This window comes from Pantoea rwandensis, from assembly GCF_002095475.1.
GTDB classification, from domain to species: domain Bacteria; phylum Pseudomonadota; class Gammaproteobacteria; order Enterobacterales; family Enterobacteriaceae; genus Pantoea; species Pantoea rwandensis.
Window position 1 is genome coordinate 21,003 of record NZ_MLFR01000034.1, and the last position, 18,662, is coordinate 39,664.

General features: G+C 52.1%; 16 protein-coding genes. 5 read left to right on the forward strand and 11 right to left on the reverse strand.

The window, feature by feature from the left end; genetic code table 11:
- Position 1 precedes the first annotated feature (1 nt).
- The 10 genes from HA51_RS23185 to rpsB all read right to left on the reverse strand — a co-directional run bounded on the left by HA51_RS23185 (position 2) and on the right by rpsB (position 10,996).
- On the reverse strand, positions 2 to 502 hold the full coding sequence (locus tag HA51_RS23185) for an OmpH family outer membrane protein (RefSeq protein ID WP_084937341.1): 501 nt from the start codon (positions 500 to 502) through the stop codon (positions 2 to 4).
- Positions 503 to 600: 98 nt separating this feature from the next.
- Entirely contained in the window at positions 601 to 3,012 is a 2,412-nt protein-coding gene (gene bamA / locus HA51_RS23190; protein WP_084937344.1) for an outer membrane protein assembly factor BamA, read from the reverse strand.
- A gap of 51 nt (positions 3,013 to 3,063) precedes the next feature.
- Entirely contained in the window at positions 3,064 to 4,413 is a 1,350-nt protein-coding gene (gene rseP / locus HA51_RS23195) for a sigma E protease regulator RseP (protein WP_084937347.1), read from the reverse strand.
- 12 nt (positions 4,414 to 4,425) lie between these two features.
- Positions 4,426 to 5,283, reverse strand: coding sequence for a phosphatidate cytidylyltransferase (cdsA, locus tag HA51_RS23200; RefSeq protein WP_084937349.1), 858 nt, complete (start codon positions 5,281 to 5,283; stop codon positions 4,426 to 4,428).
- Positions 5,284 to 5,301: 18 nt separating this feature from the next.
- Positions 5,302 to 6,054: a (2E,6E)-farnesyl-diphosphate-specific ditrans,polycis-undecaprenyl-diphosphate synthase gene (ispU, locus tag HA51_RS23205; protein WP_084937351.1), complete on the reverse strand. Its 753-nt coding sequence runs from the start codon at positions 6,052 to 6,054 to the stop codon at positions 5,302 to 5,304.
- Positions 6,055 to 6,220: 166 nt separating this feature from the next.
- Positions 6,221 to 7,423, reverse strand: coding sequence for a 1-deoxy-D-xylulose-5-phosphate reductoisomerase (ispC, locus tag HA51_RS23210; RefSeq protein ID WP_211282982.1), 1,203 nt, complete (start codon positions 7,421 to 7,423; stop codon positions 6,221 to 6,223).
- A gap of 239 nt (positions 7,424 to 7,662) precedes the next feature.
- Positions 7,663 to 8,220, reverse strand: a complete 558-nt coding sequence (gene frr / locus HA51_RS23215; protein WP_084937409.1) for a ribosome recycling factor — start codon at positions 8,218 to 8,220, stop codon at positions 7,663 to 7,665.
- 143 nt (positions 8,221 to 8,363) lie between these two features.
- Positions 8,364 to 9,089 (reverse strand): UMP kinase, encoded by a 726-nt coding sequence (gene pyrH / locus HA51_RS23220; RefSeq protein WP_034829488.1) that lies wholly within the window; start codon positions 9,087 to 9,089, stop codon positions 8,364 to 8,366.
- A 154-nt stretch (positions 9,090 to 9,243) separates the two neighbouring features.
- A complete protein-coding gene (tsf, locus tag HA51_RS23225) occupies positions 9,244 to 10,095 on the reverse strand; it encodes a translation elongation factor Ts (protein WP_084937356.1) in 852 nt (283 codons plus the stop codon).
- Positions 10,096 to 10,276: 181 nt separating this feature from the next.
- On the reverse strand, positions 10,277 to 10,996 hold the full coding sequence (gene rpsB / locus HA51_RS23230) for a 30S ribosomal protein S2 (protein WP_084937358.1): 720 nt from the start codon (positions 10,994 to 10,996) through the stop codon (positions 10,277 to 10,279).
- Between the two features lie 314 nt (positions 10,997 to 11,310).
- On the opposite strand from rpsB, the gene map reads away from it, so the two are divergent.
- The 5 genes from map (at position 11,311) to HA51_RS23255 (ending at position 17,376) form a co-directional block, all read left to right on the forward strand.
- Complete coding sequence (gene map / locus HA51_RS23235; RefSeq protein ID WP_084937361.1) at positions 11,311 to 12,105, forward strand: type I methionyl aminopeptidase; 795 nt, start codon at positions 11,311 to 11,313, stop codon at positions 12,103 to 12,105.
- 66 nt (positions 12,106 to 12,171) lie between these two features.
- Positions 12,172 to 14,826, forward strand: a complete 2,655-nt coding sequence (gene glnD / locus HA51_RS23240; protein ID WP_084937363.1) for a bifunctional uridylyltransferase/uridylyl-removing protein GlnD — start codon at positions 12,172 to 12,174, stop codon at positions 14,824 to 14,826.
- Between the two features lie 187 nt (positions 14,827 to 15,013).
- Complete coding sequence (dapD, locus tag HA51_RS23245) at positions 15,014 to 15,838, forward strand: 2,3,4,5-tetrahydropyridine-2,6-dicarboxylate N-succinyltransferase (RefSeq protein ID WP_084937366.1); 825 nt, start codon at positions 15,014 to 15,016, stop codon at positions 15,836 to 15,838.
- A 294-nt stretch (positions 15,839 to 16,132) separates the two neighbouring features.
- On the forward strand, positions 16,133 to 16,525 hold the full coding sequence (locus tag HA51_RS23250) for a DUF3461 family protein (RefSeq protein WP_084937369.1): 393 nt from the start codon (positions 16,133 to 16,135) through the stop codon (positions 16,523 to 16,525).
- Positions 16,526 to 16,668: 143 nt separating this feature from the next.
- Positions 16,669 to 17,376: a FadR/GntR family transcriptional regulator gene (locus HA51_RS23255; RefSeq protein WP_084937371.1), complete on the forward strand. Its 708-nt coding sequence runs from the start codon at positions 16,669 to 16,671 to the stop codon at positions 17,374 to 17,376.
- Here the strand turns inward: HA51_RS23255 and HA51_RS23260 are convergent.
- Positions 17,373 to 18,605 (reverse strand): alginate lyase family protein, encoded by a 1,233-nt coding sequence (locus HA51_RS23260; RefSeq protein WP_425435786.1) that lies wholly within the window; start codon positions 18,603 to 18,605, stop codon positions 17,373 to 17,375. The genes HA51_RS23255 and HA51_RS23260 overlap by 4 nt on opposite strands.
- Positions 18,606 to 18,662: the final 57 nt, after the last annotated feature.

Here is an 18,662-nt window from a genome sequence, read left to right on the forward strand (position 1 = left end):
ATTATTTAACCTGTTTAACAACGTCAGCAGTGATGTCTTTAGCATCAGTAGAAGAGTACAACACGGCCTGAGAATCCAGCACCAGATCGTAACCTTCGCTCTTCGCTACAGACTGAACAGCGGTCTGGATTTTAGCCAGCAGCTTGTTACGTTCCTGCATCTGACGAGACTGGTTGTCTTTGTCAAAAGCCTGCGCTTTCTGTTCAAAAGCAGCACGCTCAGAAGCAATCTGCTTCTCTTTCTTGGTGCGGTCGCTGGCTTTCATGGTTGACGCATTACGCTGCAGATCCTGGATTTCGCCCTGGATTTTCTGCTGCTGCGACTGAAGGTCAGAAGCACGGCTTGAGAACTCGCCCTCAAGCTGTTTAGCAACGGCGGCACGCTGCGGAGATTGCTGGAAAACCTGGCTCAGGTTCACGACGGCGATTTTATCGGCCGCTTGGGCACCCGCAGAAGCAGCTAATGCAACACCCAGAGCAGCAGCACAGAACAACTTTTTCACTATAAACTCCTTACCTCAACGTGTGTGTTTGCAGCGTGTCACGCCTAAGCGCGACACGGGTGCAAGACGGTATTGTTACTTCCTTGTTCAGAACAGCTTTACCAGGTTTTACCAATGTTAAACTGGAACTGCTCTGATTTGTCTCCCTCGACTTTCTTCATCGGCTGAGCATATGAGAATACCAGCGGACCTAATGGCGACATCCATTGCAGGGCGACACCCGCAGAGACACGGATGTTATTCGGATCGCTGTAATCTGGAATGCCCGCCGCACGTGTTTCTGCGGTGTTCTGCCATTTAGTATCCCAGACTGTACCCGCGTCCATAAACACAGATGTACGGACTGAGTTAGCGTATTTCTCGCTCAGGAACGGCGTTGGTGTGATCAGCTCAAGGCTGGCAATCGCCATAGCGTTACCACCCACTGCATCATCTGACTTACAGATACCGTTAGCATCCGTCAGATTACAGGTGGACGAGTGATCGTTCAGGTAAGCCGCTTTCGGACCAATGGTATTGGACTGGAAGCCACGAACCGTGCTTGAACCACCGCCGTAGAAGTTCTCATAGAACGGCATCTCTTTACCACCGAGTCCGTCACCATATCCAATACGGCCACGTCCCAGCACCACCCAGGTGCCATCGCGGTTCAACGGTACGTACTGTTGAGAATCCAACGTCGCTTTGTAGAAGGCGTTGTCAGAACCTGGAATGGTCACTTTGCCGTTCAGGTTGGTACGGTTACCTTTGGTTGGGAAGAATCCACGATCCAAGGTGTTGTAGGTCCAACCGTAGTTGAAGGTGAAGTCATCCGCAGAGAAATCACCGTCATCGTTCAGACCCTGATGGCGGCCAACCGAGTCCAGATAACGCCACATCGCAACCTGCGGCTGCATGTTAGACAGGTCGTTATGTACATAACCCAGGCCAACACGCAATGTGTTGTTTTCGTTAACCGGGAAGCCCAACGTGCCATCCACACCATAACTTCTGTTGGTGTAGTCTGACAGGTCCGCATCATCCGCTTTAAAGTCGTTATAGAATACGCGACCACCCAAGCTCACACCGTCGACCGTGAAGTACGGATCGGTCAGTGAGAATTCAGCATAGGTCTGGTAATCGTTTTTGGTACCGCTGATGCCAACGGTATTACCGGTACCGAGCCAGTTTTCCTGGGTCACACCCACCTGGAAGCTGACGCCACTTTCAGTACCGTAACCGACACCAAAGTTAAAGGTACCGGTGTTACGCTCTTTAACCTTGTAGACGACGTCTACCTGGTCCGGAGAACCTGGCACGCGCTGGGTATCGACATCGACGGTTTCAAAGTAACCGGTACGATTCAGACGCTCTTTACCCTGGTCAACGAGGTCGCTGCCCAACCAGGCACCTTCCATCTGACGCATTTCACGGCGCAGTACGGCATCTTTCGAGGTATCGTTACCTTCGAAGCGCACTTTACGCACGTAATAGCGGTTGCCGGCATCCACATTGATATGCAGTTTAACGGTTTTGTCTGCGTCGTTAATTTCAGGCTGTGTCACTACACGCGGGTAGGCATAGCCATAACGACCCAGCAGTTTTTTGATGTCATCTTCCATCTGCGTGACTTTGGTGCCGTTATACAGCTCACCCGATGGAATACGCGTCATTTTTTCGATTTCAGCCGAGTGGCCCGCCATGCTGCCGTTTACAATCACGCCGGCAATCTTGTACTGATCGCCTTCGTTGATGTTCACGGTGATGTAGATGCCTTTTTTATCTGGCGTCAGGCTCACTTGGGTTGAATCGATGTTGAAGCGCGCATAACCGCGATCCAGATAGAAGCTGCGCAGGGTTTCAAGATCCCCGGCCAGCTTTTGCTTCTGGTATTTACGATCGCCGACCACGTTCCACCATGGCACTTCATCACGCAGTGAGAAGCGCGAGATCAATTCGTCAGAGCTAAAGGCTTTATTACCAACGATGTTGATCTGCTGGATTTGAGCAGAAACGCCTTCCTGGAAGACGAACTTCAAATCCACGCGGTTACGCGGCAGCGGTGTCGCAATCGCTTTGACGCTGGCGGTGTATTTACCGACGCTGTAGTAGAAGTCTTCCAACCCCTTCTCAATCGAAGAGAGCGTGGTACGGTCAAGTGCTTCACCGACACGTACTCCAGAAGCTTCAAGGTTCTGCTTCAGCTGTTCTTCTTTAACCGCTTTATTACCGGAGAAAGTGATGCTGGCAATGGTCGGACGTTCTTTCACCTGAACAATCAGGGTATTTCCGTCACGAAGAACCTGGACATCTTCAAAGTTACCTGTGGCGAACAGTGAACGAATGGTGTTTCTGACGTCATCATCAGAAACGGTATCACCGACACGTACAGGCATGCTAAGCAGAGCCGCGCCGACGGCGACTCGCTGTAGACCTTCGAAATGAATGTCCTTCACTACGAAATCGTCTGCACCGTAAACGGTGGCGCTGCTGAACAGCAGCGACGCTATGAGCAACTTTTTCATCGCCATCGTTGTTATGCGTTTTCCTAACACATCCCGCGCCTGTCTGCGTTCCAGCTATTACAGACGTGAGAAATCATTGAAAAGTGCAAGCCCCATTAATAACACCAGCAAAATTGAGCCAATGCGATAACTGAAGTCCTGAACTCGCTCGGACACCGGTCCACCTTTGATCTTTTCGATCGCCAGAAAGAGTAGATGTCCACCATCTAATACCGGCAGAGGGAACAGGTTGATGATCCCTAAGTTGACGCTGATCAGCGCCAGGAACATCAGATAGTAAATCACCCCGTATTCCGCTGATAACCCCGCACCTTGCGCAATCGAAATTGGCCCGCTCAGATTATTCAGCTTCACTTCCCCGGTTATCAACTTGCCCAGCATCGAGACCGTTAACTTCATCAACTGCCAGGTTTTGACACTGGCTTCGCCGATGGCGGCAAAAGGTCCATACTGCCTTACCGTTTTGTACTCATCAGGTAGCGGAATTACGCGCGGGATAACTCCCGCAAAGCCTTCCGCTTCATTACCCGGTTTCGCTTCCGGCGTTAACGTCAACGCCACCGGTTCGCCGTTTCGTTCGACATCCAGCGCCATGTTTTTGCGTGGATTATCGCGTACCTGTGCCGCGAAAGCCTGCCATTGTGTTAACGGCTGACCATCGACTTTAACGATCCTATCGCCTGCTTGCAAACCGGCAACGCTTGCCGGTGAGTTTGCCTGAACTTCAGCTAAGGTCGTTTCAATCTGCGGCCCACGTGGACGAATGCCTAACGCCACGACCGGGTCCTGTTTATCAGGCTCAAATTGCCATTCGCGCAAATCTAACTGCTTCTGCTGCGTGGCTTCTTCACCAAACTGCGAGACGGTAAGCGTGGCATTGCTGTCGCCAATTTTACCGATCAGTGCCATGCGCACAGCATCCCAATCAGGCGTTTCGATACCGTCCACCGCTTTTAGTTCCATCCCAGAGGTAATTTGCGCCTCTGCAGCGACCGAACCGTTCAGAATTTCGCCAACAACCGGACGAACCCCCGGCACGCCATGGATGAACACCACCCAATAGGCAAACACGGCAAAAATGAAATTAGCGATGGGACCGGCGGCGATGATGGAAGCGCGTTGCAGCACGGTTTTATTGTTGAAGGCTTGATGGCGTAGTTCAGCAGGAACGCTCTCAACGCGCTCATCAAGCATTTTGACATAGCCGCCGAGCGGAATTAAGGCGATAACATATTCGGTACCTTGGCGATCGCTACGACGCCATAGCGCTTTACCGAAGCCAATTGAGAAACGTTCAACCTTTACGCCACAGCGGCGGGCAACCCAAAAATGGCCGAATTCGTGCACCGTGATTAATACACCGAGTGCCACGATAAAGGCGACAAAACTCCAGAGTATGCTCAACATTGTCGCTTATCCTCAGAGAGTGCGGAACACCAGCAGCAGCAGGCAGGCAAACACCGGCACCGCAGCCGTCAGGCTATCGATACGATCGAGGATACCACCGTGCCCCGGAATCAAGTTACCGCTGTCTTTGATACCGGCTTCACGTTTGAACATGCTTTCGGTGAGGTCGCCGAGAACAGAGGCCAGCGTGGCAATGACGGCGCATATCACCAATGTGCCCGGTGCGACAGTGAGTGGCGCTAACATCGCAAACAGCCACGCAATAATCGCTGACGAGAGCAAACCGCCAAAGAAGCCTTCCCAGGTTTTACCTGGTGAAACTTTAGGAGCCAGCTTATGTTTGCCGAACAGACGTCCAAACATATAAGCACCGGAGTCTGCGCCCCAGACGATAAACATCACGAACAGCAGCCACCATGCACCCGCAAAGTGGTCGGTGTCGTAATGATATTGTCGCAGCGCCATCATGCCCCAAAAGAAGGGGATGACCGTAAGCAGGCCGAATACAAGACGCAGTGGACGTGAATGACGCCACAACGCAGCGGAAGCGGGATAAAAAAGCACAAGGAATAGTGCGACGATCCACCAGCCCAGTGAAGCCCATAGCGAGCCTTCCATCTGGTACTGATGAAGATTACGTTGGTAGGGTTGCAGGGTAAACAGCATCACAGCCAATAACAGGCCGCAGAGCACCGCCAGCCAGATACGCTGCTGACGCGAAGCCATACCTGCAAGCTGTCCCCATTCCCAGGCGGCCAGCATACAGATGATGATCGTTGTAATCGCAAAACCGGACAGCGGTAACCAAAACAGTGCAGCGATTACCAGCGGAATTAAAATAAACGCGGTAATCAGACGAGACTTCAGCAAAGGTTACCCCCAGATTGCTCAGGCGCCACCTGGTGCAGCACCGCCATAGCGACGCTCCCGAGAAGAGAATGCATTCAGTGCACCTTCAAAAACGTGTTCATCAAAATCAGGCCAAAGAACATCGGTAAACCAAAACTCAGCATAGGCAATCTGCCACAGCAGGAAGTTACTAATCCGATGCTCTCCCCCGGTCCTTATCACTAAATCCACCGGCGCCAGCTCCTGCATACACAGATACGGAGCCAAGCTTTCTTCGGTTATCTGGTCAGGACGTAATAAACCTTCCTGAACCTGTTCGGCCAGTTTTCTGGCACCCTGGATAATATCCCAACGGCCACCATAGTTGGCAGCAATGTTGAGGGTCAGTCCATTATTTTGTTGAGTCAGTTCCTCGGCGCGGCGAATGCGTTCCTGAATACGGTTATTAAAACGACTAATATCGCCAATCACGCACAGACGTACGTTATGTTTGTGTAGGCTTTTGACTTCGCTATCGAGCGCCCAAACAAACAACTCCATTAAAGCTGTCACTTCCTGTACCGGTCGGCTCCAGTTTTCACTGCTGAACGCATAAAGCGTGAGCGCTTCCAGCTTATGGCTGACCGCAAAGCTGACAGCCCGGCGTACTGATTTTACCCCGGCTTTGTGGCCTGAAATACGCAGTTTGCCCTGATTTTTTGCCCAGCGACCATTACCATCCATAATGATGGCCACGTGACGTGGCGTGCAGTACGACTCGTCATCGATTGTGTTGTGATTGTTGGACGACATAACGCGTAATAATTCCTTTCATCAGAAATGCTGTGGTTTCTGAATACATTGCGCCTGCGGCAAACTCCAGCCATTCTGCCGGATGACATTGAAACAATGCCGGGCCGTGAAACGCGAGCGAGCGACTATACCATTTTCACCCTAAGCGAACAAATAGCGGTAAGTATCAACCTGCTAAACGAAAGCGAGGTAGCATCTCTGTGGCACAGATTCGCGCTAACCGATCGATCTCCATCACATCATCAATGCTACTCGGCTCCTGGCACACCAGGGACGCCAGCACTTCGCTATTGATGGCAGCAATATCGGTAAAGCGGATCTGATGCTGCAGAAATGCCGCAACGGCCACTTCATTCGCTGCGTTCAGCGTGGTGGTGGCCGCCTGCCCTGTTGAGCATGCATCAATCGCCAGCTTAAGGCAGGGATAGCGCTCATAGTCCGGCTCAGCAAACGTCAATGACTTCATCCGAGTGAAATCAAGTGGCGTTACACCGGCCGAAATACGTGCTGGCCATGCCATGCTGTGCGCGATGGGGGTGCGCATATCAGGCGATCCCAACTGCGCTAACACACTGCCATCGCAGTAACGCACCATGGAGTGAATCACCGACTGCGGATGCAGAATGACTTCCATTTGTGCGTCAGTGGCATTAAACAGCCAGCGAGCTTCAATGTATTCAAGACCTTTATTCATCATGGTGGCCGAATCAACGGAGATTTTACGCCCCATTGACCAGTTCGGATGCGCACACGCCTGGTCTGGCGACATGGTCGCTAACTCGGCTAATGGTGTGTCACGAAAAGGACCACCCGATCCCGTAAGGAGAATGGACTCAATGCCATTTCCCCGCAGATCAGCGTACCCCAACTGATGCTGTATGGAAGCGGGTAAACTCTGAAAAATGGCGTTGTGCTCGCTGTCTACGGGCAGGAGCTGTGCCTGATGATGACGCACCGCCTCCATAAACAGACGGCCGCACGTGACAAGCGATTCTTTATTGGCCAGCAGCACGGTTTTACCGGCACGTATGGCTGCCAGAGTGGGTTGTAAACCAGAGGCGCCCACTATCGCCGCCATCACCTGATCCACCTCGTCCAGTGCCGCTAGCTCGCAGGCCGCCTGAACGCCGGAGAGCACTTCTGTTTGAAGATTTAGTGCTCTCAGTCGCTCACGCAGTGCTTGTGCGGAGACATCATCCGACATTGCGGCATAACGTGGGTTAAATTGCTGGCACTGTTCCGCCATCAACGCCACGTTCTGGCCAGCTACCAGTGCGGTGACTTGATACAGTTCTGGGTTTGCCGCAACCACCGCCAGTGTACTGGTGCCGATTGAGCCGGTGGAACCCAACAGAGTTAATCGCTTCATGATGCTATCCCTGTGACGTCATGGATTGTGCCTACAACCACACCAGGCACAATGTAAAACGCCGCCAGAGTCGTACAACGTCTCTGAACGGCGTTTTATACCCGTCATACTTCAAGTTGCAGGTGCGTTGGCTAAGCTCATTCACCCCAGTCACTTAGCTGAGTAAGCTCCTGGAGATTCATTCCCTTGCCGCCTGCCTGCACCTTGAATTATTTTGGGTACAGATAAAACTGACGGAATTAGAAATCCATCAGTTCCTTTTCTTTGTCGGCCAGTGCAACATCAACATGCTTGATGTACGCATCAGTCATTTTCTGGATCTCTTCCTGCGAGCGACGTTCGTCGTCTTCGCTGATCTCTTTGTCTTTCAGCAGCGCTTTGATCTTATCGTTAGCATCACGACGCACGTTACGGACAGAAACACGACCCTGCTCCGCTTCGCCACGTACGACTTTGATCAGATCTTTACGACGCTCTTCGGTCAGCGCTGGCAGGGGTACACGAATATCGGTACCTGCTGAGCTTGGGTTAAGACCCAAGTCAGATGCCATGATGGCTTTCTCAACGGCTGGGCTCAAAGAGCGATCAAACACGTTGATTTTCAGCGTACGGGAGTCTTCTACCGTGACGCTAGCCAACTGACGCAATGGCGTTGGTGTGCCGTAGTAAGGAACAACAATGCCGTCGAGCAGTGAAGGCGAAGCACGACCGGTACGTACTTTGCTGATTTGGTTTTTGAATGCATCCACACATTTTTCCATGCGCGTGTCAGCATCTTTTTTAATGTCGTTAATCACGTTAAAACCCTTGGATTCGGTTTGACCTGGCCATTTCCGGGAAGCCCGGAAGCGGTATCGATAAACATCGATCATCCTGAATGCTGCGCGATGTCAGTCCATCGCGCCAACAGAATATACCTTATTTTATCTTGCGTCGGGTATTAATGCGTAATCAGGGTGCCTTCTTTTTCACCCATCACTACGCGACGCAGCGCGCCAGGTTTATTCATATTGAAGACACGAATTGGTAGCTGATGATCGCGCGCCAGTGTAAAGGCGGCCAAATCCATCACTTTCAACTCTTTATCCAGCACTTCGCCGTAAGTCAGTTGTTCATACAGCGTGGCATCCGGGTTTTTCACCGGGTCATCCGAGTAGACACCGTCTACTTTGGTGGCTTTCAGAACCACATCGGCTTCGATTTCGATACCGCGCAAGCAGGCGGCTGAATCGGTCGTAAAGAACGGATTGCCAGTACCCGCAGCGAAAATGACCACACGGTTATTACGCAGCAAGCTAATCGCTTCCGCCCAGCTGTAGTTATCACACACGCCATTCAACGGAATGGCAGACATCAGACGCGCGTTGACATACGCACGGTGCAAAGCATCACGCATCGCCAGTCCGTTCATCACGGTAGCCAGCATACCCATATGGTCACCGACCACACGGTTCATACCTGCCTGTGCCAGGCCCGCGCCACGGAACAGGTTACCGCCACCAATAACCACACCCACCTGGATGCCCAGCTCAACCAGCTCTTTCACCTCTTGCGCCATACGGTCAAGCACGCTCGCGTCAATACCAAAACCTTCGGCGCCTTGCAGTGCTTCGCCACTCAGTTTTAGCAGGATACGTTGATATACAGGTTTTGCGTTGGTCGCCATGGTCAATTCTTCCTGGAAGATATGATGAATGAGAAGTTAAATCTGATCGATCATCCGCTTAGCGAACGAAAAAAGCTATTGGGATGAGACTGAAAAGTGGTCCACGCAAAACGCAGACAAAAAAGAACCGCCTTCCGGCGGTTCTTTCGGAACATTAAGACTGTTTAGACATTGCAGCAACTTCTGCTGCGAAGTCAGCTTCAACTTTCTCAATGCCTTCACCCACTTCGAAGCGGATGAAGTTGATAACGTCAGCGTTTTTCTCTTTCAGAGCTTGGCCAACAGTTTTGCTTGGATCGATAACGAAAGCCTGACCGGTCAGAGAAACTTCGCCGGTGAATTTCTTCATGCGGCCTTCAACCATTTTCTCTGCGATTTCTTTTGGCTTGCCAGACTGCATGGCGATATCCAACTGCACCTGGTACTCTTTCTCTACCACGTCAGCAGACACGTCTTCTGGCTTAACGAATTCTGGCTTGCTTGCAGCAACGTGCATAGCAACTTGCTTGCTCAGCTCTTCATCAGCACCGGTGGTTGAAACCAGAACGCCGATACGTGCGCCGTGCTGGTAGCTGTTCAGCTGTGCGCCTTCCAGGATAGCAACACGACGGATGTTGATGTTCTCACCGATTTTAGTAACCAGTGCTACGCGTTCTTCTTCGAACTGCGCTTTCAGAGCTTCAACATCAGTCACTTTACCTGCAGTGGCTGCATCCAGCACTTTGTCAGCGAAAGCCTGGAAACCAGCATCTTTAGCAACAAAGTCGGTCTGGCAGTTAACTTCCAGAATCATTGCGTAGCCGTCAGCGATTTTGGTTTTGATCACGCCGTCAGCAGCAACGTTGCCTGCTTTCTTAGCCGCTTTGATCGCGCCAGATTTACGCATGTTCTCAATCGCCAGCTCGATGTCGCCGTTCGCTTCGGTCAGCGCTTTTTTGCAATCCATCATGCCTGCGCCAGTACGCTCACGCAGTTCTTTTACCAATGCAGCGGTAATTTCAGCCATTCCAGAATCCTCGATTCGTCTCTGTGTGCGTTTACACTGTCAGAAACTTGTTGCGGAAAATTTACTCTGCCCCGCTCACCTGAAGGAAGCGTGACAAACTTAGATAAATAAAAGGGGCCTGTGCGGCCCCCTTAACAGATAACATCTGATGTCTAAGGGCTCTCAGAAAGAGCGAACCTTATTAAGCTTCAGCAGCTTCTTCAGCCTGCTCAGCCAGGTCCTGTGAACGGCCTTCGCGCACGGTGGTCGCAACGGCAGTCAGGTACAGGCTTACAGCACGGATCGCATCGTCGTTACCAGGGATAACGAAATCAACACCATCTGGATCAGAGTTGGTATCAACAACAGCAAATACTGGGATACCCAGGTTGTTTGCTTCTTTGATTGCGATGTGTTCGTGATCAGCGTCAATAACGAACAGTGCATCCGGCAGACCGCCCATATCTTTGATACCGCCCAGGCTGTTTTCCAGCTTGGCCAGTTCACGAGCACGCATCAGTGCTTCTTTCTTGGTCAGTTTGTCGAAAGTACCGTCCTGAGACTGAGTTTCCAGATCTTTCAGACGTTTGATTGACTGGCGAACAGTTTTCCAGTTAGTCAGCATACCACCCAACCAGCGGTGGTTTACGAAGAACTGGTCGCAGCTCAGAGCTGACTCTTTGATTGATTCGGCAGCAGCGCGCTTAGTACCCACGAAAAGGATTTTGCCTTTACGTGAAGAGATTTTTTTCAACTCAGCCAGAGCGTCGTTGAACATTGGTACAGTCTGCTCAAGGTTGATGATGTGAACCTTGTTACGAGCGCCGAAGATGAATGGCTTCATTTTCGGGTTCCAGTAACGGGTCTGGTGACCGAAGTGAACACCAGCCTTGAGCATGTCGCGCATTGAAACAGTTGCCATGATTACCTCTAAAGTATGATTGGGGTTGGGCCTCCATGTATCCCATACAACCGACCTCTTTCAAGGCACCCCGGCGTATGTGTCGATACATGTGTGTTTTAGTACACAAAGTGAGTTTTATGCGTTTCCTGCCAGCCACGAAGGTGACAGAGAATCGTCGGCGCGCTTTATACCATAATGCGCAGGAATACGCCAATAGTAGTTAGCGTCCACAGACGTGGGCAATCCCGATTTGGCAGCCTAATTGCTGGCTGCTAACATGACTGCCACAGAACTCATTATTGTCGAAAATGTCGGCAATTGCGGATTATTTAATGGCCATTTCAATTAAAACCCCTGAAGAAATCGAAAAAATGCGCGTAGCGGGCCGTCTGGCTGCTGAAGTGCTGGAAATGATCGCCCCTCACGTGGTGCCTGGCGTCACGACGGGTGAACTTGATCGCATTTGTCACGCGCACATCACTGACAAGCAGCAGGCAATTTCTGCCTGTCTTGGCTACCACGGTTTTCCGAAGTCAGTGTGCATTTCGGTCAACGAAGTAGTGTGCCACGGGATTCCCAGTGATGATCGTGCACTGAAAGATGGCGATGTCGTCAACGTCGATGTCACCGTAATTAAAGACGAGTATCACGGCGATACCTCGAAAATGTTTATTGTTGGCAAGCCAACCATTCAAGGTGAACGTCTGTGCCGCGTGACACAAGAGAGCCTGTATATCGCTTTGCGTTTGGTCAAACCGGGTATTCGCCTGCGTGAACTGGGCCGTGCAATCCAGCAATATGTTGAAGCGCAGGATTTCTCGGTGGTACGTGAATATTGTGGACACGGTATCGGCAAAGGTTTCCATGAGGAACCACAGGTGCTGCACTACGACGCGGATGACGGCGGTGTTGTGTTGCAAGCGGGCATGACCTTTACCGTTGAGCCGATGGTGAATGCGGGCGATTACCGCATCCGCACCATGAAGGATGGCTGGACAGTGAAAACTAAAGATCGCAGCTTGTCCGCGCAGTATGAGCATACTATTGTGGTGACAGAAAACGGCTGTGAGATTCTGACGCTACGTGAAGATGACACCATCCCTGCGGTGCTCGAAAACAACGCGTAACGCTCTCTAAACAGTACCAGGCCGGCTCATAGCCGGCCTTTTTTATGGCGCAGATGAGGCATGTTGATGAGTGGTAGCGTGACCGAAGCAGTACACAAAGGCCTGACCGATTCCCCCGCCAGCTGGCCCGATGAAGCCCTAACGCGTGACAAACTCAAACTTTATCTTGAGCAATTCCAGCAGCATCTTGGCATCGCCTTTGATGCGGGAACCGATGTTGAATCGCTCATTGATGCCAGAACCCTGTTTATCGACCGCCTGTTACGCCGGTTATGGCGTTTCTATGGCTTCGATAAAATAAAAGAGATCGCACTGGTTGCCGTGGGTGGATACGGGCGTGGCGAACTGCATCCGCTTTCTGACATTGATGTCTTAATTTTGAGCCGTCAGCCTTTAGATGACGCCGCAGCCCAAGGGACCAGCGAACTGCTGACGCTGATGTGGGATTTAAAGCTCGAAGTCGGCCACAGCGTGCGTACGCTGGAAGAGTGCTTACTGGAAGGCTTATCGGATCTTACCGTTGCTACCAACCTGATTGAATCGCGCATGCTGACCGGCGATGTGGCGCTGTTCCTCGAACTGCAAAAGAACATTTTCAGCGATGGTTTCTGGCCGTCAGCGCGCTTCTTTGCCGCCAAAATTGAGGAGCAGCAAGAGCGTCATCAGCGTTACCACGGCACCAGTTACAATCTCGAACCCGATATTAAAAGCAGCCCCGGCGGCCTGCGAGACATTCATACCTTGCAGTGGGTCGCAAGACGGCACTTTGGTGCCACCACCATGGATGAGATGGTGGGATTTGGCTTTATTACTGAAGCCGAGCGTAACGAAATCAACGAATGTCAGGAGTTTCTCTGGCGAATTCGCTTCGCACTCCACTTAACGCTAACGCGATACGACAACCGCCTGCTATTTGATCGTCAACTTACCGTGGCGCAGCGACTCAACTATCTTGGCGAAGGCAATGAGCCGGTTGAGCGGATGATGAAGGATTTCTATCGCGTGACACGCCGCATCGGCGAACTCAATCAGATGCTGCTGCAGCTGTTTGATGAAGCGATTCTGGCGCTCTCCACAACGGAAAAACCACGCAGCATTGATGATGACTTCCAGCTACGCGGCAATCTCATCGACCTGCGTGATGCCACCCTGTTTGAACGTGAACCGCAGGCAATATTGCGTATGTTCTACGTGATGGTGCGCAACGAAAACATCAAAGGTATCTACTCCACCACCTTGCGCCAGTTGCGTTATGCTCGACGCCACTTGAAGCAGCCGCTGTGCCAGATTGCAGAAGCACGCGAGACCTTTATGGCCATTTTGCGCCATCCTGGGGCGGTGAAACGCGCTCTGGTGCCCATGCATCGTCACAGTGTGCTTTGGGCTTACACGCCTTTGTGGGGCAATATTGTCGGCCAGATGCAGTTTGATCTGTTCCATGCCTATACCGTGGATGAACACACCATCCGCGTACTGCAAAAGCTGGAGAGTTTTGCCAACGAGGCCACGCGTCCGATGCATCCGCTTTGCGTGGAAGTCTGGCCGCGCCTGCCTCAGCCAGAATTGTTACTGATGGCAGCGTTGCTGCACGATATCGCGAAAGGTCGCGGTGGGGACCACTCCATTTTAGGCGCGCAAGATGCGCTTGATTTTGCCGAGTTGCACGGTTTGAACTCGCGTGAAATGCAGCTGGTGGCTTGGCTGGTGCGACATCACCTGTTGATGTCAGTCACCGCCCAACGCCGAGATATTCAGGACCCGACGGTCATTCAGCAATTCGCAGAGGTAATGCAGAACGAAAACCGCCTGCGTTATCTGGTGTGTCTGACGGTGGCGGATATCTGCGCGACCAATGAAAGTTTGTGGAATAGCTGGAAGCAAAGTTTGCTACGCGAACTGTTCTTCGCCACTGAAAAACAGCTGCGGCGCGGTATGGAGAATAGCCCTGACTTGCGCGAACGCGTGCGCCATCATCGTTTGCAGGCGCTGGCGTTACTGCGGATGGAGAACCTCAATGAAGAGCGTTTGCACCATATCTGGAGTCGCTGCCGGGCAGACTATTTCCTGCGACATACCCCTAATCAACTGGCATGGCATGCGCGACATCTGATTCATCACGACCTCACCAAACCGATGGTGCTGGTGAGCCCACAAGCCACCCGCGGTGGCACCGAGATCTTCATCTGGAGTCCCGATCGCCCCTATCTGTTTGCCGCTGTGGCAGGCGAACTGGATCGCCGTAATTTGAGTGTCCATGATGCGCAGATCTTTACCAGCCGTGATGGTATGGCCATGGATACCTTTATTGTGCTGGAGCCTGATGGCAGTCCGCTGGCGGCCGATCGCCATCCGATGATCATGCAGGCGCTGGAACAAGCCATTACACAAACGGAATGGGTGCCACCGCGTACGCGTCGTCAGTCGGCACGTCTCAAGCACTTTAGCGTGGATACGGAAGTCAATTTCCTGCCGACGCATACGGACCGGCGCAGTTATCTGGAACTGGTCGCGCTTGATCAGCCTGGCTTGCTGGCTCGGGTAGGCGAAGTCTTTGCCGATCTTGGCGTGTCACTTCATGGCGCGCGCATCAGTACGATTGGCGAGCGGGTAGAAGATCTTTTCATCCTTGCTAACAATGAACGGCGCGCACTTGATGGCGAAATGCGCAATGTGTTGCAGCAGAGGTTGACAGAAGCCCTCAATCCAAACGATAAACTGTGACCTGGCTTCCATCCTTCACGTTGCAGGTGCGTTGGCTTTCCTCGCTCGGCCTAGTCACATACTGATGTATGCTCCCAGGCTCTCGCTGCGTCGCCGCCTTCCTGCACCATGAAGGATGCTTGCCAGGTAATTTTACTATGTACGCTATTTGGCGTGCATTCCGCTTTGACAGAATCAGGAAAAAAATATGCAACAGTTACAGAGCGTTATCGAATCTGCCTTTGAACGCCGCGCCGAGATCACTCCAGCCAGCGTAGACAGCGCAACTCGTGAAGCCATTGAACAGGTTATCGGCCTGCTGGACAGCGGTGAACTGCGCGTTTCTGAAAAGATCAACGGAGAGTGGGTAACGCATCAGTGGCTGAAGAAAGCTGTGCTGTTGTCGTTCCGCATCAATGACAACCAGGTTATCGATGGCGCAGAAACCCGTTTCTACGACAAAGTCCCGATGAAGTTCGCTAACTGGGATGAAGCGCGTTTCAAAAACGCCGGTTTCCGTGTGGTGCCACCTGCAGCCGTCCGCCAAGGCGCATTCATCGCGCGTAACACCGTACTGATGCCTTCTTACGTCAACATTGGCGCTTACGTTGACGAAGGCACCATGGTTGATACCTGGGCTACTGTAGGTTCTTGTGCGCAGATCGGTAAAAACGTACACCTGTCTGGCGGCGTGGGCATTGGCGGTGTATTGGAGCCGCTGCAGGCCAACCCAACCATCATTGAAGATAACTGCTTCATCGGCGCTCGTTCTGAAATCGTTGAAGGCGTGATTGTTGAAGAAGGTTCAGTGATCTCAATGGGCGTTTACATTGGTCAGAGCACCAAAATCTACGATCGTGAAACCGGCGAAGTGCATTACGGCCGCGTACCAGCAGGTTCTGTTGTAGTTTCAGGCAATCTGCCATCAAAAGATGGTAGCTACAGCCTGTACTGCGCCGTCATCGTGAAGAAAGTAGATGCGAAAACGTTGGCGAAAACCGGCATCAACGAACTGCTGCGCACCATCGACTAAGCTTTCGTATTGCCCTTAATTCCTGCCAACGGGCCCGTATTCGGGCCCGTAATTTTTTCTTTACACTCGGATGACAATTACCTGTTTCGCGCCGCGAATTAACAGGTGCGTTTATTTTTCAAACAGTTCATAATCCGCGCCAGTTAACTCCGGTCGCGCACTGTTCATCCCGGTTTTTGTGTCTACAGTTGATTAAGTATGCCGTAAGCGTTCCGGTTGCTGCATTTCTGCCGCACCCCGAATGATGATGATAGTCCTGCGCGCTCACCCACTCTTAGATGGAATATAAACGCTATGTACGACAACCTGAAAAGCTTAGGTATCAGCAACCCCGATGACATCGACCGTTACAGCCTGCGTCAGGAAGCCAGCAACGACATCCTGAAAATCTACTTCCGCAAAGACAAAGGTGAATTCTTCGCGAAAAGCGTGAAATTCAAATACCCTCGTCAGCGCAAAACCGTGGTGGCCGATCACACCAGCCAGGGTTACAAAGAAGTTCAGGAAATCAGTCCGAATCTGCGTTACGTCATCGACGAACTGGACCAGATTTGCCAGCGTGACCAGGTTGAAGTGGATCTGAAACGCAAAATCCTTGACGATCTGCGTCATCTGGAAAACGTGGTATCCAATAAAATCGCGGAAATCGAATCCGATCTGGATCAACTGACCCGTAACGGTCGTTAATTTCCTCGCGTGAGACCACAGGGCCAGCCGATGCTGGCCTTTTTTATGGGATAAATTCAGTCTTTTCTGTACCCTCCTGCCTTTCTGAATAACGCTCTCCTGGCTACTATTGGCTCATGTCTGACTCCAGGTACGACACAACCATGCAATTTGCTGCCATTACTTCAGGCCAGCGCGGCCTCGATATCCATATCGCCAGTGACCTTGCGCGTAAAATCTTATCTGGCACATTAGAAGTGGGCGATGTTCTGCCCAGTGAAGTGGAACTCTGTGGTCGATTTGGCGTGAGCCGCACGGCATTGCGTGAAGCCCTTAAACTGCTCTCTTCCAAAGGCTTACTGGAATCGCGCCCCAAACTGGGTACGCGTGTTCGCGAGCGCTTTCACTGGAATTTGCTGGATGTCCAACTGCTGGAGTGGATGGAGGGCATTGAATCCACTGATGAGCTGTACCAGCAGTTTCTGGCGTTTCGCCAGACTATCGAGCCTCAGGCAGCCCGGCTGGCGGCGCTTCATGCCAGCACAGAACAGCGTAATGAGCTCTCATGCTTGTTTCGTGAGATGAACGCGATTTGCGCAGCCAAACCTTTCGATCTGACTCGTTGGCTGGAAGCGGATAGCGCCTTTCATCGCGTCATCTTCCATTCCACTGATAACTGCTTCTTTATTCCCTTCGGCAACTTATTGGCGACCATCTTTCGATGCTTCTTTACCTGGCCAACCAGCGCGAATGAGATTTTCCTCGACGAGCACCGTAAAATCTACGAAGCAATCATGATGGGAGATGCCGATGCCGCCCATCAGGCTTCCGCAGGATTAATGCTGAATAGCACGCGGCCCGCAACAGCTTAACGAGAAGAATACGAACGCGGTAGCGACAGTAACCATGTATCACGCTGCGCCTGAATGATGGCACCTCGAGCCATGGATGTGTCTTGCTCAGCAGGGGGCATCCAATCCGCACTCTCAATCCAACGTTGATAGCGGTCACTGCGCAGGCTGTTATCCGTTAGCGACAGTAATGGAATTAGCCTGATGCTCATCCTTTCACGATTTTTCCACGGCCATGGGGTACGCGCATCGCTGTAGGGTGCCATGTAATCCAGTGCATCCAGCAACGAGCCTCCCTGCTGATGATAATGCCAGAGATCGCCCGCATCACTGCGCTGCGCCAGTTGTGCCATGCTGGTTAACGCCTGTAAGTTGAAATAGCTGTAATGGAAAGAGCGCGTGCGCGCCAACTCCAGCGGCTGAGTGCCATCTGCACGGATCTGCCCATCAATCTTTTGCCGTGCCAGTGTAGCCATCTGTTTAATCACCTCTGGCTGCTGCAAATACCACGCAATTCCGGCGACCTGAACCACATACCAGCTTCCATGATTATTAGGGGCATCCCGCTCACCTTGCGCCAGTTTGCTGTGCTGCAACCAATAGAGATAGTCGCTAAACCAGAGATGAAGAGCCTCTTTATCCTGCGGACGCCAGCCGGGCGAGCTTTGCAGTAGCAGCAACGCATCCACCACCCGCGTTGCGAAATAGCGTCCATCCAGCACACCAGTATGCCGTCCCTGCGCTTTACCGGGCACGCCTTGGGCGTAATTAAGGTTAGGATTCATGCGCGTAGCAGGATCGATAAACCACGTTCGCGCCATGGACTGCGCTTTTTCCGCATAGCGTGTCTCACCGGAGAAATACCATGCCAGTGCGAGGGTTTGCAGATCGGCGGTAAAACGAGCCAACCGCACACCATCGCTTTGATCGTTTTTACTGGCTGGATTGACCTCGCCATCGCGCCGAACCCACGGCAGGCCAGAGGATTTTTCAGAATCAGGCCACCAGTATGCACTTAGGCTAAGGTAGTCATGACGGGATCCGCTTGGCGGTAACATGCCCTTTTGCGTCACGCTAAGATTGGGCTGGCGCAGCGCATGGTCTGCTGCACGCTTGAGTTGTTGCCAAGCTTGTTCCGATTGCGGCGCGGCGCGCTTCTCCTGCAATGCTTCGCGCGTCATCTGAAGCTGTTGCGCGGATAAGAAGGCCAGTGCGGGCAATTGTGCCTGGCTGGACGAGGCGAACCACATTCCCACTAACAACCACCAGATCGGTGCCTTCACGCGGCGCATCTGCTCCTCCCGATA

What these genes read in the sequence shown, in the direction of transcription:
- bamA (WP_084937344.1), bottom strand. Translation starts at nt 3,012, where the DNA reads ATGGCGATGAAAAAGTTGCTCATAGCGTCGCTGCTGTTCAGCAGCGCC.
- rseP (WP_084937347.1), bottom strand. Translation starts at nt 4,413, where the DNA reads ATGTTGAGCATACTCTGGAGTTTTGTCGCCTTTATCGTGGCACTCGGT.
- ispU (WP_084937351.1), bottom strand. Translation starts at nt 6,054, where the DNA reads ATGTCGTCCAACAATCACAACACAATCGATGACGAGTCGTACTGCACG.
- ispC (WP_211282982.1), bottom strand. Translation starts at nt 7,423, where the DNA reads ATGAAGCGATTAACTCTGTTGGGTTCCACCGGCTCAATCGGCACCAGT.
- pyrH (WP_034829488.1), bottom strand. Translation starts at nt 9,089, where the DNA reads ATGGCGACCAACGCAAAACCTGTATATCAACGTATCCTGCTAAAACTG.
- tsf (WP_084937356.1), bottom strand. Translation starts at nt 10,095, where the DNA reads ATGGCTGAAATTACCGCTGCATTGGTAAAAGAACTGCGTGAGCGTACT.
- rpsB (WP_084937358.1), bottom strand. Translation starts at nt 10,996, where the DNA reads ATGGCAACTGTTTCAATGCGCGACATGCTCAAGGCTGGTGTTCACTTC.
- map (WP_084937361.1), top strand. Translation starts at nt 11,311, where the DNA reads ATGGCCATTTCAATTAAAACCCCTGAAGAAATCGAAAAAATGCGCGTA.
- glnD (WP_084937363.1), top strand. Translation starts at nt 12,172, where the DNA reads ATGAGTGGTAGCGTGACCGAAGCAGTACACAAAGGCCTGACCGATTCC.
- dapD (WP_084937366.1), top strand. Translation starts at nt 15,014, where the DNA reads ATGCAACAGTTACAGAGCGTTATCGAATCTGCCTTTGAACGCCGCGCC.
- HA51_RS23250 (WP_084937369.1), top strand. Translation starts at nt 16,133, where the DNA reads ATGTACGACAACCTGAAAAGCTTAGGTATCAGCAACCCCGATGACATC.
- HA51_RS23255 (WP_084937371.1), top strand. Translation starts at nt 16,669, where the DNA reads ATGCAATTTGCTGCCATTACTTCAGGCCAGCGCGGCCTCGATATCCAT.
- HA51_RS23260 (WP_425435786.1), bottom strand. Translation starts at nt 18,605, where the DNA reads ATGTGGTTCGCCTCGTCCAGCCAGGCACAATTGCCCGCACTGGCCTTC.